The following is a 15,679-nucleotide window of genomic DNA, read 5'->3' as shown; positions in this document are numbered from 1 at the left end:
CGGAAGTCGGCGATGACGGCCGACAGGCCCTCCGACGGATGGAATGTGCGTGCCAGGCTCCGGATGCGCGCACAAGGCTGACGACGGAACCTGGTCACATCCGGAGCGGAGCCGAGCGGCGGCGGGGGACCTGCGACGACATCCGGGTTCCGGCACGCTGCACGGTGCGCACCGCTCGTCCGGCAGGGGAAGCGAGGTACTGCCATGGAGAAACGAGCAGAGGTGAGATCCATGGTCGACGTGGGCCTTCGTGATCCGAAGTCGAGGAGCCTCTGGCGCCGTGCGGTCCCGCTGGGGTCGACGGCAGTACTGGTCATGCTGCTCAGTGGAACCGCCCTGGGCTTCCCGTCCGAATCGAAGACGGCCGGTGTCGGTGTCGTTCCCGCGGCAACGGGTGCGCCTTCGGCCCCGAGCCCTTCGCCCGACACCGAAGGCGCTGCTCAAACGCCCGAGGAACAGCGCAACTCGGCCGCCGTCCGGGAAGCCTTCCAGCGCTGGGAGGGCGGAGGCAGCTTCTACGACATACTGACCGACGACGCTGTGTGGACCATCACTGGGTCGAGCCCGATAGCAGGCACGTACACAAGCCGACAGCAGTTCCTGGACGAGGCGATCGAACCGCTGAGTGAGCGGCTGTCGGTCTTCGTGAAACCGACGGTTCGGGGACTGTGGGTCGACGGGGACACAGTCTTCGCGCAGTGGGACGGGCACGGTGTCGCCAAGGACGGGCAGCCCTACGACAACACGTACTCATGGATTCTGCACATGAAGGACGGCCGCGTGACGAGCGCGGTGGCCTTCTTCGAATCCAGCGTGGTGACGGACCTGTGGGAGCGGGTGCCGGGCAGCAACTGACGTGGCTGCCGCATCCAACGGGATGTAGGTGGCGGACACTTCGGCAGGACGCCGTGTGCGTGCAACTCGCGGGACCACAGCGGGCATTCGACGTCTTCCACTACATGCGCTCCGAGGCGGTGGCCGACACCAGGGAAGCATGTCGGTCGGGTGCGCTCTCCGAAAGTGGAGACCAAGAAGAGAGCGGAGCGGCCTATGGTTGCCGTCATGGTCTTCCACCCGTCGGCGGAACCCGCCGTCCTCCACGCAGCGATTCGCGACCAGTTCGAGGCGTTCCTCGATGAGCATCGATCCATGCTGCACGACAGCCTGAACGGGCTGACCGAAGAGCAGGCACGTCGGTCGCTGGTCACGTCCAAGACAACGCTGCTCGGCCTGGTCAAGCACGCCACCGTCGTCGAGAAGGTCTGGTTCGACGAGGCGATCACCTGTCGATCCCGCAGCGAGATCGGTATTCCCGATACACCCGATGAGTCCTTCGACCTCCAGGACGGAGACACGATCGCCACAGTGCAGCAGGCCTATCAGCAGGCATGTGAGGCATCCCGCCAATCCACGGCCAAGCTGGATCTGGACGACGTCATACGGGGCAACCGCCGAGGCCCGCTGCCGCTGCGTTGGGTCTACCTCCATACGCTGCGCGAACTGGCGCAGCACTGCGGCCACGCCGACATCCTTCGCGAGCAGATCCTCAGCGACACGGCAGTCCCCGGCTGAGCGCGGGGAAGGTCATGAGCCGCCCCGTTTGTGCCCATGCATCGGAGCGCCCGCGGCCTCTGACAGCCTCGGGGTAGTCCTGCGGCAGTCGTCACCGGTGACATTCGAATCGCTCTGACTCCGCGGCCGGTGGCCGGCTTCCGCGTTCGCGTCGCGGTAGTCGTGCCGTTCCTGCCGATTCGACCGTGCTGGTTACCGGCGGCGGCGATCAGGGTGCGATGCGTGTACGCACGGTCAGAGTCCGGTGGGTCACGGTGTCTGGTCCAGCAGTCGCTGGACCACACCGTCGATGTCCGAGTGGTGTTCCTCTTCCCCATGAGGCACGACCTGGTGGGTACAGCCGAGGAAGGTGTCGATGTCTTTCGCAGAAGCCGCTATCACTTCGATTTGCGACCCGGAGCGCAGCGACAGGAAAACTGTGCCGGAGCCCCGGAATTCGGCAGGCCATATTCGGACGTCGCCCATACCGCTGATCTGCTGTAGGCCGGCCGCCAGGAGCTCGCGCCCGAATTCCCACTCGACCGGTGTTTCGGTGTCCGCGTGAAAAAGAAAAGAAACCATGTACGGGTCGGCGCTGTCGTACCTCAGTTCCGTCACAACGGGCAGATACTCGCCAGCCATGGCCACACGGACCAGCGTCCGGCAGGTGACGATCTCACGGCTGGCGGTCACCCGACGTACGTCGATGGCCTTTCGGCCCGATGCGGCCGTGCGATCGGCCTCGAGGTCGTCATCGAGGTCGAAGGTCTCCCTGCCCGTCAATTTATCCGCTCCGCTTTTGCAGTTCCGACAAGTACGTCCCACGTCCCGGACCATTCGAGTTCTGGCGCATCGTTCAAATGAGCGCGAAGCAGACTCGCGGGTCGCGGCAACACAGCATTGACCGTGATGGCCTGGTCATGTGTGACTCCCGGACAGCCTTGTGTGACGCGTGTCTCCTTGCGTCGGCTTCGTTCTCTCTGCAGCGGCCGCGAAATTCAGACTCGCAATGGGGCATGAGTGGGTGAGATAGCGAGGGGAGTCAGGCAGCGCCGTTCTTCGCTATGTTCACGCTCGGCATGGTGATCAGCATCCGCTGACCTGACCGTCCCGGTGGCTCCGCCGGCCAGGGCCGGTCCACTCGCCCGACTGCAGAAGGGACCTCCAGCCCGGGCGTCGCGGATGTGATGCCGCCCCGCACCCGTTCACAAGAAGCGGCGGACGGACTGCACCGTGGCTTCGCGGGTCCGCTGAAGTATGGAACGCCGCTTCCACCGGCCGGCCTGGATGAGTCGGGCTGCCGCCGTGTCGGCGTCGAAGTGTCTGTCCAGGGTGGCGGTGAACTCCTCGTCGAGGACGGCGAGCATGATCTCCTCGTCGTGGTCGAGGGACCGCCGGTTGAAGTTCGTCGAGCCGATGAGCGCTGCCGTCCGGTCCACGGTGATGACCTTGGCGTGCATCATGGTCGGCTGGTACTGGTAGATCCGTACACCGCAGGCGAGCAGCTTCTCGTAGTGGTGCTGTCCGGCCAGTTGACAGACCCGCTTGTCGGTGTGCGGTCCGGGCAGCAGGATTTCCACCTCCACCCCGCGCCGTGCGGCGGCGCACAGCAGCTCGATGAAGTAGGCGTCCGGGGAGAAGTAGGCCGTGGCCAGCCTGAACTGCTGCTCGGCGGACTCGATCACGACCCGGATCAGGGTCTGCATGTCCTGCCAGCCGAAACTGGCAGATCCGCGCACCACCTGCACCACGGCGTCGCCCTGCCGCTGATGTCCGGTGAACCGGTCGCGGTCGTCGAACAGTTCGTCGTGGCACTCGGCCCAGTTCTGCGCGAACGCCGCGGCGATGCCGTCGACCGCCGGGCCACGCACCTGGACGTGTGTGTCGCGCCATTCCTGAGCGTTGCGGGCGTTCCCGCACCACTCCTCCGCGATGCCCACTCCGCCGGTGAACGCCACCTGCTCGTCCACCACCAGGACCTTGCGGTGGCAGCGGTGATTCTGTTTGAACGGAGACAGGTACAGCGGCTTGCGGAACCAGGCCACCTGCACGCCCGCTCGGCTCATCTCCGTCAGCAGGTCCTTCTCGATCAGCCGACTGCCGAAGCCGTCCAGCAGCAGCCGCACCCGAACTCCGGCACGGGCACGATCCGCCAATGCCCGGGCGAAGTCACGGGCGACGTCACCCTTCCAGTACACGAACGTCATCATGTCCACCGTGTGCTCGGAGGAGTGGATGCTCTCCAGCATGGCCGGAAAGATCTCGTCTCCGTTGCGCAGGACGGTCAAGGAGTTGCCCTCGGTCGCCGCGATGCCGATCAGCCGCTCGAGGCGCCGACGCAGCTTCTCGGCCCGCTCGGTGGTGGCGTCGTCGTCCACCGTGTGCCGGGCGGGTGTGGATACGTCGTTCGTTGTGCTCAATTCGGCCCCTTCCGCACGGCACCCCTGAAGGTGGAGCGGGGACTGCCCGTCCCGCCGTGCCGCGATCGTGGTCATGAATCCGTTGCCGTTGCCGCGGATCCGATGCTGTTCACGGGGCGGACCCTGACCTGACCGCAGAGGTCTCGCTCACCGTCCGGCATGCTCGTGCGCTGAGCTGCGCGTGTTGTCGCGTACCGCGCGGGCGCCGATGAAACGACCCGGGTTCCGCGCAGCACGCTGACGAGAGCGAAATGCGACAGTCGACGCCGCTCTCAGCGCGCGTCGAGCATGCCCTTGCGCAGGCGGGCCAGCAGACGGCTGATCAAGCGGGACACATGCATCTGCGAGACACCGAGGCGTTCGCCGATCTGCTTCTGGGTGAGTTCCTCGACGAACCGCCAGTGGATGATCTGGCGGTCGCGCTCGTCGAGTTCGGCGATCATCGGGGCCAGAGCATGGAAGTCGTCGACCAGTGCGAGGGCCGAGTCCTCGGTGCCGATGAAGTCGGCCAGGGCGGCTTCGCCGTCCTCGCTGTTGTTGATCGCCGCGTCCAGCGAGGAGGAGTTGTAGCCGTTGGATGCCAGGCGGGCCTCCACGACCTCGTCCTCCGGCAGGCTCATCAGCTCAGACAGTTCCTTGGTCGTCGGCGTGCGGCCCAGGCGGCTGCGCAGTTCCTCGGTGGCGCGGGCCAGTTGTACGCGGGCTTCCTGCAGTCGGCGCGGCACGTGCACGGCCCAAGAGGTGTCGCGGAAGAACCGCTTGATCTCGCCGACGATGTACGGCACGGCGAAGGAGGTGAACTCCACCTCGCGGGACAACTCGAAGCGGTCGATGGCCTTGATCAGGCCGATCATGCCGACCTGGACGATGTCCTCCATCTCCTCCGGCCCGCGGCTGCGGAAGCGGCCGGCTGCGAAGCGGACAAGGGACATGTTCATCTCAATGAGGGTGTTGCGTACGTACTGGTGCTCGGGCGTACCTTCCTCAAGCACCGCCAACTGGTCGAAGAACGGCTTCGACAACTCCCGCGCGTCCTTGGGCGCCACCTTGGACGGATCCACGATCTCCGGCATCGCGGTGGTGCGCTCTGCTGCCTGCACGGTCGTAGTCATGATCTTCCCTCCCGGTCGAACAACCCTTGTGGTCGCCGACCCGAGCCGACGATGCGGCGGCTACCCCGTTCTTCGCCACGCATGCCTGGTCCACGTCGGGTCCACGTGTCCTTGGAGCCTTTCGCACCAGCTCGGGGCACAGGTCGATGCCGGCCGCCCGGCATCGCCGCTCGTCCGGCGTCCGCACCCGACAACGGGCGGCGACCCCGCCGACGACGAAGGGCGTGCCTCACGGCAGCCGGCACGACGAAGGGCCCCCGCGAGCAGGGCGCTTGCGGGAGCCCTTCGGCTGTCGAGACGGGGCGGCTACGACCCGGGCGATCGAACCACGTCAGCGGTGCGGCGCCTGAGGATGAGGCCGACGGCGACGTCCGCCAGGACGAACCCGAGCAGTGTCACGCCGAGTACGGGCAATGCCCACCCGAGGGCGATCACTGCCGGTATCCCGAGGATCAGTACCGGTAGGGGAAGTTGGCGCCAGGCTCCGCGGGCGGGTGCCTTGCCGAAGGACGCTCTGCGATCGGCTCGGGTGGGACGGCGCTGCCACCACATGCGGTAACCCCAGAAGATCACCGACATCAGCCCGATCGCGACGGCGGCGAGCAGGATCTGGTTGACGATGCCGAAGAGAATGCCCATGTGCCCTTGGACGCCGAGCTTGCTGAGCTTGGCAAGGACGGGGTAGTCGGCCCACCTGGTGTGCGCGGTGACCTCGCTGTTCTGGACGTCGACGGCGACTCGGTCGTAGTGCACGGGCCAGGTGTTGTCGTTCTGCGCGACGACCCAGGTGCTGGACGGGTCCGCCGGTGGCGTGATCTCGACAGTCCCGCCGAGCCCGGTGTCGCGGGCGACTTCCAGGGCGGAGTCGAAGGCGGCGGGATCGACGTCGGTCTGTTCACCGCCCGCTGCGCCACCGTGCTCGGCGTGACCGGCATGTTCATCCTCTGCCGGCGGGGTGGCGCCCGGCAGGCTGGTGTCGAGCTCGGGGGCGCTGCCGTTCGCCGCGCTGAGGAGTTGGCCGAATCGCTCGCCCGCGTAGTGCGACCAGGTCAGGCCCGTGGCGCTCAGGAAGAACAACGCGAGGGCAAGCCAGACCCCGGTCGCCGCGTGCAGACTGCGGGTGCGTCGGACGCCTTGCGCGGATCGGTCAGGCATCAGCACGCCGCGGGCGGACCTGGCGCGTTGACCGCGGCTGCGGCCTATCCACAGGATGAGTCCGCCGGTGACGACCACCCACAGCCAACTCGCCGCGGTCTCGGAGTACAGGCGCCCGGTCTCCCCGAGATGCAGGTTGCGGTGCAGGTCGTCGAGCCAGGTCGTGAGCGGGGTCGAGCCGAACCAGGTGGTCAGCTCGCCCTGCACCTTCGCGGTGTAGGGGTCGACGAACACCGTGCGCTGCTTGTCACCGAGTTCGGGCAACGACAGCACCACTCGCGTGGTGTCCTCCGGTCCGGGCGGGGTGATCACCGACGCGAGCGTGCCCTCGGGGTGCGCGTTCCGGGCCGCCGCGATCTGTTCTACGAGCGGTCGCGGAGTTTCGCCCACCTGCTCGACGCTCAGCTCCTCGCCGTAGACGAGCTGATCGAGCTGAGGGGTGAAGGTGTACAGCAGGCCGGTCAGCGCGGCCACGAGAAGGAAGGGGGCGACGAACACCCCGGCGTAGAAGTGCAGACGGACGAGGAGGGCGCGTACGCCCTGCCAGGAGCGCCCCGTGGTGGCGGCCGGTTCTTGTGTGGCCGTTGGCGGCTTGTCGCCATGTGGCTGTCTGCTGATGGTCGACGTCATATGTGAGGTCCCCAGGTGCTGTGCGCCGTGGCACGGCGCGTCCGGCGATAGTCGGAGCAGGCGGAAATCGCCCTCTGTGCGTCATGCGGTGACCGACAGAAAGGACGGTGGTCAGGCCGGACGCAGCAGGGGAGGACCGCGCCGGGGGCGGCAGCGGGTGAGCATGGGAGCGACGCAGTGGTACGTGACCGACGTGAATGCAGGGGGGCGGCTGTCCGGCAGAGGGGGTAGTGCCGGGCGGGCGGGACGGCGCAAGCCGGTGCACACCAATGCTGCGAGCCGGCGGAGCAGACGCTCTCCGAAGACCAGGCAGAAGGCGCTTCCGAGAGTCGCCAGCGCGTGTCCGGCGGTCATCGCCATGGTGATGGACTGAGCTGTGGTTTCCGCGGCGGTGAGAGTCTCGCCCGCGGCGGAGTGTGCGCGATCACTGGTCATGGCCGCGTCGCCGGTCGGGCCGAGCGGTACGACGGGGTGTCGGGCTGTGTGGGTGTCGGGCGCGTGCCCGGCCGACAGCAGGTGGAGGGCTATGTGCAAGGTGAATTGCAGACCGCCGAACACCAGCACGGTGACGTCGAACCTGCGTCGGCGAGATCCGAAAAGGGCGGTCGCCAGAATCGTAAGCACGCAAAGGACCACCAGCAGCGCGCCCGTTCCCGGGAGCCGGCCACCGGCCGTCGCGTGTCCCACCACGCCCAGCAAAAGGGAGGCAGAGGCACAGAGCAGACCTTTTCCGGTCCGCCTGACCCAGCTTTCCGGTTCGCGCACCGGCACAAGGTACCGGGACAGTGCGCCGGTGCGGAATGGTTGTGTCCGGTCCCAACAGCAGGGAATATCAACTTGCCTGTACGGCGTTTGCGGGTGGCGGCAGCAGCCTTGTCGTCAGCAGTCGTCTCCCGCGTCCGACCGGGTGCACAGGCCCGGATGTGCGTATGGAACCCGCGGCCGGACTTCCGGCCCAGGAGTCCGGCTTCCACTGTTCGAGCGGGCCCGTCGGGTGGGCGCACCGGTCGTCACGACGGTGTTCGTCGGGGGTGGGGGGATCACCTCAGGGTCTGAACGGCGTACAGGGCACCGAGGGCTGTGGCGAGGGTGCCGAGCAGGAGCCGTAGGGACCGCTCGGGCAGACGGGGCTGGAGGCGCGCGCCGAGGTAGCCGCCGATCAGCCCTCCCAGGCCGCAGGCGAGGCCCAGCCACCAATCGGGGGCGACGTCGCCGGAACTGGCGAGCGACAGCAGTGCGTAGGTAGCGGCGCCGACGAGGGAGGTGGCGAACGTGGCGGCGAGCGCGGCCGGGGCGACACGTGCGACCGGCAGACCTCGTCCGACGAGGATCGGGCCGAGCAGCGAGCCGCCGCCGATGCCGTAGATACCGCCGACCACTCCCACCACCAGGGCGAGACCTGTGATCGTGCGAGGACGCAGCCTGTCCGCGTGGGGCGGCCGGTGACGCGCCGGAGTGAGGGCACGCAGGCACAGCCACAGGCCGAGCGGCAGGAGCAGGACGGCGATCAGGACACGGAACACGTCAGGGCCGGGCAGGGCGAAGACGCGGATGACCGCACCGATGACGACGCCCGGCAGTGTGCCCAGCACGAGTCGTCCGGCAAGGTCTCCGCGCAGGGCGCCGTCGTACCGGTACCGCCACAGGGCACCGGGTCCGGCAACGACGTTGAACAACAGGTTGGTCGGAGTGACCGCGGGGTTGGGCACGCCGAAGACGCTCAGCTGGACCGGGAGGAGGAACACGGCGCCGGAGACGCCGACCGGAGCGGTCACCGCCGCGATCAGCAGGCCGACGGCCAGCGCGGCCGGTACCGTCCAGTCCACTGTCCGCTCCGCATCCTCACCCGGCTGTCGATCAACGGCCAGTATCAGTGCATTGGAGCGCGCAAACGGCAGCCCGCAACAAGATGTTCATGAACGGACGGGCGTGGTCGGGCCGGTCGCCAGGCACGCCGCGGCGCCGGGGCCGGCAGTGCTGCCCCGGCGCCGGCGGTCCCGCGTCCAGCCGGTCGCGTCCGCGACGCCGATCGTCAACCGATGTTGGTGTGACGCGTCCAGTCGGTGTGGAACGTGAATCCACCGCTGGCCGGAGGCATCGGTGACTGCACCTCGATCCAGCACAGCGGTTCCGTGCCCAGGGCCGCGAAGCCGTGCGAGGCGCCGACGGGCGCGAAGACGAGATCGCCGACACCGGCCAGGTCCTCTTCGCCGTCACAGAAGGCCCGCGTCTGGCCGGAGATCAAGTAGTAGATCTCCTCGAACGGGTGGAAGTGCTCCTTCGCGGTCTTCAGCGGGGCGTTGTCCACGACTCCGGGCGTGAACTGCACGATGAACATCGCGTGATGACGCGCACCGATGAGATCGTCCACCATCATGCGGATCTGAACGTTCTGCACGTTCGCGCCGTGGTAACCGGGCATCGAGATCGACCCGGGCGGCGCCATGTCCGTCTGATCGAAGTGACCGACATACGGCTTGGCCGGGTCGAGCTCATCCACGGGGACGCCCTGTGTCGGCACTTGAGTTTCCGGCGCCTCGAACACCCCCCACTTCCCGCGGCCGTCGATGGGTCGCGGTTGCGGCGCATGTACGCGCAGCATGCGCACAAGCTGATCAGTGGGGTTGCTCCAGGCGTGGCCGACGGCGTGGGGCACGAGGCCGAAGTCCTGGGGGCACAGCGAGAAATTGTGGTCGGCGACCGCAAGCAGCGGGTTGCCCTCCAGCACGAAGAACGATTCCTCGAAGGGGTGCCGGTGTCCGATGACGTGACCACCGGGTTCAAGCTCGACGATCGCGATCGAGAGATGACTGGCACCATCGTCCGGCCCGAGGATCTGCCCGACACGGACGCCCTGTCCCGGTTCGCTGGGATGAGAGTCCTCGAACTTAACAGAGTCGCCGCGGTGAATGCTCAAGGTTCGCGGAGCACGCGAGACCTCTGTTGACTGCTTCATGGTCGCCTTCCTGCTGAGTCCAGTGCCACGCCGCCACTGTCCACGGCGGCTGTTAATCGCGGCAAAATCGCAGGTGGCGGTACTTGGATCCGATCCCGGGTTCGGTAGCCACGCGGCCGGAATAACTTTTCGCGGTCACCGGGTCGGCCTCACCGCCGGCGGAGCCGGACAGTCCATCACTTGTCTCCGGCGGTGCCCCAGTACGGGTCGTCGAGCAGGCGGAACTGCACGGTGGCCCGCCACACTTCACAGCCGGCCGTCGAGCCGGACCACGTCGGCCGCAACGCCACTCACCCCGCCCGACCGGGTGTGGTCCTGGGCTCCAGTCCTCGTCCCGCTCGGCGCGTCGTCCGCCGCCGTGCGCCAGCAAGGGTAGGCGAGGGCATGAGGTGAGAGCGGGGGTGGCTGGGGCGGTCGGCTCCATGGTTCTGCACAGCCACCATGGGGCGAGCCTCGAAGATCGGGGCCCACATCGGGCTACTGCAGGCAGGCCAGGAGCCAGCCCGATTCGCGGCCGGCGTACGGGCCACGATCTCCCGCCCCATGGCAGCTCCCGTGCAAAGCCGGTCCCCCGACCTCAGCGACGCGTGGCGGTACTCTCTGCGCATCTCAGCAGATCAGGAGGGGCATCGTGCTGGTTGGAGCGGTGGACATCTACGCGAATCATCCAGTGGTCTTCATCGGATCCACCGATCCTCCAGAGCTGGACTGGGACGACGCTCCGGCTTGTAGCAACGGCAAGCACATCGTCGTCCGGACGCGCGGGCAGAGCGCGCTCACCCGGGTATCGATCTGGCACGGCGCCATGCCTGTCATCGGCGACGTCGTCTTTGACGGGGTGCTGAACGTGGAGGGGTCACGGGTGTGCGTGGCCGACCTGGAGAACCTCACCCGGTGGGTCAACCGGACGGTGGTATCCGGCTCGCAACGTGTCGTGGTGTGCGTCGACGATCCCGACCATGCGTCGCGTGTGCATGTTGGCTTCGGCCTGGGCGACCGGAGCCTTGCGTTGACCGCGGTCGCGCGTCACCCGCTACCAGCCGTCCGCGTGGCCCCAGACGGCCAATTGCTCCGGCCGAACGAACTTGGGCTGATCTTGGATGGTCACGACTCACCGCTGGCCCGCCTGGCAGCGGCGATCAAACTTCTGGCATTGCCGGCCGACGACAAACCCTGGCCCAACCGGTATTGCATTGGTCTGGTGACGGAGTGGTTGCGAGGGCTGGCCAGCCGTATCTCTTTCGCAGAAGCGGAAACCCTCGGCCAGGAGATAGCCGACCGGTTGAGAGCCGACGACGTATCCGCCACGGACGGCATTGAGGACGAGGCGGCTTGGACGCTCGCGACCCACGTCGTGGACAGGATGGGGTTGCGCTAGCTGTGCTCAGCCACCACGTTGGTGACACGCAGCCGTCGATAGTTGATCAAGAGAGGGCCTCCGGGCGTACTACCGCCAGTGGTATCCGCTGCGGTCCGAGGCGCTGGCGCTGGCGGACCTGAACCCGGGTGCGGGCCGGGTCAGCAAGCTGTGCCACGAGCCACGCGTCGCCCTGGCAGTGCTCGAGAGCATGCTCGTCCCACATCAGGCGGCCGGCCGGCTGACCGTCCTCACCGAGCACCGGCCGGTCGCCGCCGAGTCCCACAGCCCCCGACACCGGCCGCGCGGCGTCCCCGTCCTTCGGCACCGACCGGGGCGTCACCTACATGATCTACGAGGCGGGCGACCGCATGGCCGTCTCCATCGCGGTGGCCCGCGCCTGACGCGTTACGGGCCCAGCGCACATCCGTCCGTGTGTCTCGCCGTGATCCCGCGCCGGGGACCCTGCCGCCTGGCCGGTGCCACAGCCGGGGCGGCGCGGATCCACCGCACTCCGGAGGCCGCCGCCCACACGGCCGCCTCCGGCTCGCGCAGCGGCAGAGGCTCCGAGTGTGCGGGCTCGATGCCCTCTGAGTGAGGGGCTCACGCGCTGGTTTGTCTGTTCAGGAAATCGATCAACGCCGCTTCTTTGCGGAGCAGTCGTTCACGCTGGACCGGGGAGAGGGATGTCAGAGCGTCGGCGAGGACGACTGTCCGGGGAACGTGCACCATCGCACCGGAGTAGATCCGACACCCGGGACACCAGGCCAGAGCCACAGCTCGCTCGAACAACGAGGACTCAGGTGGATGGAACCGGAATCGGTAGGAGCGGACGGCCGTCCCGCACGCGGCGCAGATTCGCCGGTCCCCCTCCACGACGGTGTCCCAGCTTCCGTCCTTGACCCAGCGCTGCCGTCCGGCGTGTGGTCTTCAAGTCGTCATACGCTGGAATCTCTCATGGTCACCCCGACGAGCACTACTCGAATACACGAACCCGGAAGGGCCGGCTGAGATCTGAGAACGGAGTCAGCCCAGCCTGAACAACGTCTCGACAAGCCGCGCAGTAGGGCGGAGCCGTACTGGACAGGGGTGTCCAACCCGAAACGGCCATAACTGCTCGCGCAATGCAGAACCGAGGAGAACCGCCCTACAGATGTCCAGGCTCGCCGTTGGCAATGAACTGTGTCAGGGACTGCTCCAACAGTTCCAGAAAATGGCGCAGGTCATCAGCCACTCTGTCGACCTCGGGTGTGTCCAGCGACGCCGTCCGGGTCCGGTAGACGACCCCACCTGGGCCGACGACATAGGACAGGCCCCCACCGTTCGAGCCGATGGCCAGGCCACTGGCCCTATGGTCCGTGTCGACATCGACTGCGCCGCAGTCCTTGAGCAGCAGAAGGACAGCGCCTGGGGGATCGATGAAGTAGCCGTTACCGACGTCCTCCCAAGTGAGTTCGCCGATGCTGTCGTAGAAGGTGACCAGATCGGCAGGAACGAGAGTCATTCGGGCAAGCGTGCGGGCTGCGGCCCGATCGTCGTGATCGGTCGGCCGGACCGCATTGGTGCCTGGGGGAAAGCCGTGCCGGCGCTCGAACTCGTCTGTCATGGCAGTAAGAGGTTCGGAGACGCGGCTCACCCACGAGGCCAGCCAGGCGGGCGAAAGCGACTGGTGAGTCATCGCGGATCCTCGCCCTGCTTGCTAGCGACCCCGCCTGCGCCAACGACTCTCTGCGTGTCCTGCTCGTCGTGACGAACCCTGAGGCAAGCCGCTGAGCAGCGGCGTGCCACTCGCGGAACACCAATGCGCTGTGCCACATTGTGCCGACATCTCGAAGCCCCGGAAGGATTGCAGCCGCTCATATACCCGTCACGTACCACTGTCTGGGCGATGTACCACGCAAGTACAAGTGCCGGCCTCGTCCGACAGGGGATGCGCACCGCTTGAGGGGAGCGCCGTTGGGGAGGGTGAGGCAGGCTTCCTCGACCAGCAAGGCCTCGTGCTCTGTCATACGGCAATGATGCAGGCGATCTGGTTGCCGGCCGCCACCGAGCATCATGATCTGCTCTCGGTGCACGGCCATACCCGCGGGAGCGACCACAGGGGTCTTCCGGAGCCGAATCTCACCGTTGGTCCGGGCTTCGAGCAAGGGAAATGTCGGGTAGTAGCAGGCCCATGCGACGTCGTCGTCGACGTTGAAGGCATAGACCGTATCGATGTACTCGATGCCCTCCGGAGGCGTGTACCTCCATCGCTGGTTCCCGCCGCTGTCCCAGCGCACCAGTCCCGCGGCGCTGATCGGGTCGACGTGGACGCCTTCATCGAAGTAGGCCGTCCATATTTGGTGCCGCCGGTCTGCCATCAGAAACTCGACCGCCGACCCGATCGCGAAACTGTGGCGGCGTCGCCCATCCGTACAGTAGATCTGTGCGTTCTGATCCTCTGTGGCACCGTAGCCTTGCAGGATGAACCGGCCATTCGGCAGTGCGTCCAGGTCGGTCACCCTCAAGCTCACGTCGTGCAAGGAGTGTTCCCGGATTGCGCCGCCGCTGTCGATGACCAGAAGTGCATCGTAAGGACTGGTGCGGGGCTGAGGGTGGGGCCTGCCGTACGAACTCGGACGGAGTTCCGCATCGGGGCAGATCAGCCAAAGGGCTCGGCCCCAGGCGTCCACTGTGGTCGCCAGGACCCTCTGGTGGTCGTACTGCCGAGGCAACAGAGCGTGGGTACGCAGTGCCACCTTCCTCAAGAAATCACCTCGCGGGCGAATGAACAGGACACGCTCATGATCGCATCCGTCCACATCCTTCGCCCAGCCGCGCCAACACCAGCGGGTCAGGTCCACCAAGCGTTCGTGCCTGACGCCCACGAGACGTTTGACCGCTGTCCCGCCCTCCCTGCGCCTACAGAATCGGCCTGATCCGCTGCGTCCACGCATCGTCTGCGGACGGTGCTGCACGGCGTCCCCGTGCGGCGGCGGCGCGTTTGCCAGGGGCGCGGGGTCGTCCCGCTGCTCGGGTTGATGTGGCCCTGCAGTGCCCGTCGCCCTAGTGGTGTCGGCCGGAGACGGCGAGCCCTTTCGCAGGCGAGGGCCTGTGGGCGTGCCCGCCTACGCCACTTCTTCCACCGGCGGTGGCCTCTTCCCGTTCAGCACCTGCCTTACCCACCCTTCCGAGAGGCCCAGCCGCGTTGCGATTTCCGGCACCGCCACGCCCCGGCGGCGTGCCGCACGCAGTGCTGTGTTACGTCGCTGCTGCAATCGCTCTCGGGCTGCAGCACCTGCCATTGTCCGATGCAGCACTACCGCCAGAGTCAGCAATAACCAGCCGATCGTGCCGTCCAGCCTGCGTTCCACTGAGCCCCCTGCTGTTGTTGCGACGCCCCCTGCAGAACACGATCAGCGCTGTGCGGCACGGCTGCAAGGGCGTGAACGGGGCGCACAAGTTGGGGAAGCCACGTGGAACAGCCGGCACTCGGGCGGCGTACGACGGAGAAATGGACACCTCTAAAGCGCGGTCAGCAGCAAGGCTCCATCGGGTCAGAGAACCCGATCTTCCCAAGCTGAGAGCGTGAGTTCGATGCTCGTCACTCGGGTTCGGATCGCCACTTCGAGGACGGGGCCGGCTGGCATGGTGTGGGTGGCCGCCCCGATCCATGTGCTGTACCCCGGTGCGCGATCGACTGGTGCGGCTGACCTGATCGGCCCTTGCCGTGTGTCCGACCCCCCTGCCGGTGGCCGGGGGGTGACGGATCGGCCAGACGCTCCCGGGACCACGAATGGCTGCCAGCGATGGCAGCGATCAGGCAGGCGCTCCTAGGCTCACCAGAGATCTTCTGTGACCTTGGAGGAAGAAATGAGCACCTCGGTCCCTCCGGGATACCAGTACGGCGACTCTGCACTCCCACTGTCACCGGTGACCGTTGACGACCTCGAAAAGCTGAAGGCCTCGGTCCTGTTCACCGAGGCCGATGAAGCGGCTCTGCGCCAGGCGTGGTCTGTCCTGAAGGATCAGGTCGAAAGCATTCTCGACGTATGGTACGGGTTCGTGGGCTCGCACGAACATCTCGTCGCCTACTTCTCCACACCCGAGGGGCAGCCCATCGGTGCTTACCTGGACGCCGTGCGCCCCCGCTTCGGCAAGTGGATCGAGGACACCTGCACACGCCCGTACGACACCACCTGGCTCACCTACCAGGACGAGATCGCGCTGCGTCACACCCCTGCGAAGAAGAACCAGACGGACCACGTGGAGTCGGTGCCGAACGTGGCGATGCGCTACTTGGTCGCCTTCATCTATCCCATCACCGCCACGGTTCGGCCCTTCTTGACCGCCGGCGGTCACTCCGAAGACGAGGTGGAGGCGATGCATCAGGCGTGGTTCAAGGCCGTCACGTTGCAGGTCGCCCTGTGGACGCGGCCCTACGTGTCCCACGGCTGGTAGCCACGCCGTACTTCCCGCAGGCCGGTAACGCGAGGCGTTCACCCAAGCAGGTCACGGA

General features: G+C 67.0%; 13 protein-coding genes and 1 pseudogene. 5 read left to right on the top strand and 9 right to left on the bottom strand.

Annotated features, from left to right (window positions below; all coding sequences use genetic code 11):
- Window positions 1-204 precede the first annotated feature (204 nt).
- Together DN051_RS02875 and DN051_RS02870 are read left to right on the top strand one after the other, a co-directional pair.
- Window positions 205-855 carry a nuclear transport factor 2 family protein gene (locus DN051_RS02875; RefSeq protein WP_199314864.1) on the top strand — a complete coding sequence of 217 codons (651 nt, stop codon included), beginning with the start codon at window positions 205-207 and terminating at the stop codon, window positions 853-855.
- Between the two features lie 207 nt (window positions 856-1,062).
- The gene (locus tag DN051_RS02870; protein WP_112441994.1) at window positions 1,063-1,572 is read left to right on the top strand and encodes a DinB family protein; all 510 of its coding nucleotides are present in this window, start codon (window positions 1,063-1,065) and stop codon (window positions 1,570-1,572) included.
- Between the two features lie 249 nt (window positions 1,573-1,821).
- On the opposite strand, the gene DN051_RS02865 is transcribed toward DN051_RS02870, so the two are convergent.
- The 7 genes from DN051_RS02865 to DN051_RS02835 all read right to left on the bottom strand — a co-directional run bounded on the left by DN051_RS02865 (window position 1,822) and on the right by DN051_RS02835 (window position 9,824).
- Window positions 1,822-2,334: an SsgA family sporulation/cell division regulator gene (locus DN051_RS02865; protein ID WP_162624813.1), complete on the bottom strand. Its 513-nt coding sequence runs from the start codon at window positions 2,332-2,334 to the stop codon at window positions 1,822-1,824.
- Between the two features lie 422 nt (window positions 2,335-2,756).
- Window positions 2,757-4,046, bottom strand: coding sequence for a phospholipase D-like domain-containing protein (locus DN051_RS02860; protein WP_112437873.1), 1,290 nt, complete (start codon window positions 4,044-4,046; stop codon window positions 2,757-2,759).
- Window positions 4,047-4,243: 197 nt separating this feature from the next.
- On the bottom strand, window positions 4,244-5,086 hold the full coding sequence (locus tag DN051_RS02855) for an RNA polymerase sigma factor SigF (protein ID WP_112437872.1): 843 nt from the start codon (window positions 5,084-5,086) through the stop codon (window positions 4,244-4,246).
- A 303-nt stretch (window positions 5,087-5,389) separates the two neighbouring features.
- The gene (locus tag DN051_RS02850; RefSeq protein ID WP_112437871.1) at window positions 5,390-6,868 is read right to left on the bottom strand and encodes a PepSY-associated TM helix domain-containing protein; all 1,479 of its coding nucleotides are present in this window, start codon (window positions 6,866-6,868) and stop codon (window positions 5,390-5,392) included.
- A gap of 111 nt (window positions 6,869-6,979) precedes the next feature.
- Window positions 6,980-7,492 (bottom strand): hypothetical protein, encoded by a 513-nt coding sequence (locus tag DN051_RS02845; protein ID WP_246040881.1) that lies wholly within the window; start codon window positions 7,490-7,492, stop codon window positions 6,980-6,982.
- A 416-nt stretch (window positions 7,493-7,908) separates the two neighbouring features.
- Complete coding sequence (locus DN051_RS02840; protein ID WP_112437869.1) at window positions 7,909-8,694, bottom strand: sulfite exporter TauE/SafE family protein; 786 nt, start codon at window positions 8,692-8,694, stop codon at window positions 7,909-7,911.
- A gap of 206 nt (window positions 8,695-8,900) precedes the next feature.
- Window positions 8,901-9,824 (bottom strand): cupin domain-containing protein, encoded by a 924-nt coding sequence (locus tag DN051_RS02835; RefSeq protein ID WP_112437868.1) that lies wholly within the window; start codon window positions 9,822-9,824, stop codon window positions 8,901-8,903.
- Window positions 9,825-10,455: 631 nt separating this feature from the next.
- Here DN051_RS02835 and DN051_RS02830 point away from each other — a divergent pair.
- Together DN051_RS02830 and DN051_RS46340 are read left to right on the top strand one after the other, a co-directional pair.
- Window positions 10,456-11,202 (top strand): hypothetical protein, encoded by a 747-nt coding sequence (locus tag DN051_RS02830; protein ID WP_112437867.1) that lies wholly within the window; start codon window positions 10,456-10,458, stop codon window positions 11,200-11,202.
- A 49-nt stretch (window positions 11,203-11,251) separates the two neighbouring features.
- Window positions 11,252-11,464 (top strand): annotated as a pseudogene (locus tag DN051_RS46340) (FAD-dependent oxidoreductase); the annotation flags it as partial.
- Between the two features lie 864 nt (window positions 11,465-12,328).
- On the opposite strand, the gene DN051_RS02815 reads toward DN051_RS46340, so the two are convergent.
- Both DN051_RS02815 and DN051_RS02810 read right to left on the bottom strand, forming a co-directional pair.
- Window positions 12,329-12,859 carry an SMI1/KNR4 family protein gene (locus DN051_RS02815; RefSeq protein ID WP_246040880.1) on the bottom strand — a complete coding sequence of 177 codons (531 nt, stop codon included), beginning with the start codon at window positions 12,857-12,859 and terminating at the stop codon, window positions 12,329-12,331.
- Between the two features lie 178 nt (window positions 12,860-13,037).
- The gene (locus DN051_RS02810) at window positions 13,038-13,682 is read right to left on the bottom strand and encodes a hypothetical protein (protein WP_246040878.1); all 645 of its coding nucleotides are present in this window, start codon (window positions 13,680-13,682) and stop codon (window positions 13,038-13,040) included.
- A 1,411-nt stretch (window positions 13,683-15,093) separates the two neighbouring features.
- Here DN051_RS02810 and DN051_RS02800 point away from each other — a divergent pair.
- Complete coding sequence (locus DN051_RS02800; protein WP_199314863.1) at window positions 15,094-15,621, top strand: protoglobin domain-containing protein; 528 nt, start codon at window positions 15,094-15,096, stop codon at window positions 15,619-15,621.
- Window positions 15,622-15,679 lie beyond the last annotated feature (58 nt).

It is taken from the genome of Streptomyces cadmiisoli (assembly GCF_003261055.1).
Classification (GTDB): Bacteria; Actinomycetota; Actinomycetes; order Streptomycetales; family Streptomycetaceae; genus Streptomyces; species Streptomyces cadmiisoli.
The sequence above is the reverse complement of the archived record's forward strand: the minus strand, read 5'-3'. Positions and strand labels throughout refer to the sequence as shown.

Coding starts and splice junctions, on each gene's coding strand:
- DN051_RS02875 (WP_199314864.1), top strand. CDS start 205: ATGGAGAAACGAGCAGAGGTGAGATCCATGGTCGACGTGGGCCTTCGT.
- DN051_RS02870 (WP_112441994.1), top strand. CDS start 1,063: ATGGTCTTCCACCCGTCGGCGGAACCCGCCGTCCTCCACGCAGCGATT.
- DN051_RS02860 (WP_112437873.1), bottom strand. CDS start 4,046: ATGACCACGATCGCGGCACGGCGGGACGGGCAGTCCCCGCTCCACCTT.
- DN051_RS02850 (WP_112437871.1), bottom strand. CDS start 6,868: ATGACGTCGACCATCAGCAGACAGCCACATGGCGACAAGCCGCCAACG.
- DN051_RS02835 (WP_112437868.1), bottom strand. CDS start 9,824: ATGAAGCAGTCAACAGAGGTCTCGCGTGCTCCGCGAACCTTGAGCATT.
- DN051_RS02815 (WP_246040880.1), bottom strand. CDS start 12,859: ATGACTCACCAGTCGCTTTCGCCCGCCTGGCTGGCCTCGTGGGTGAGC.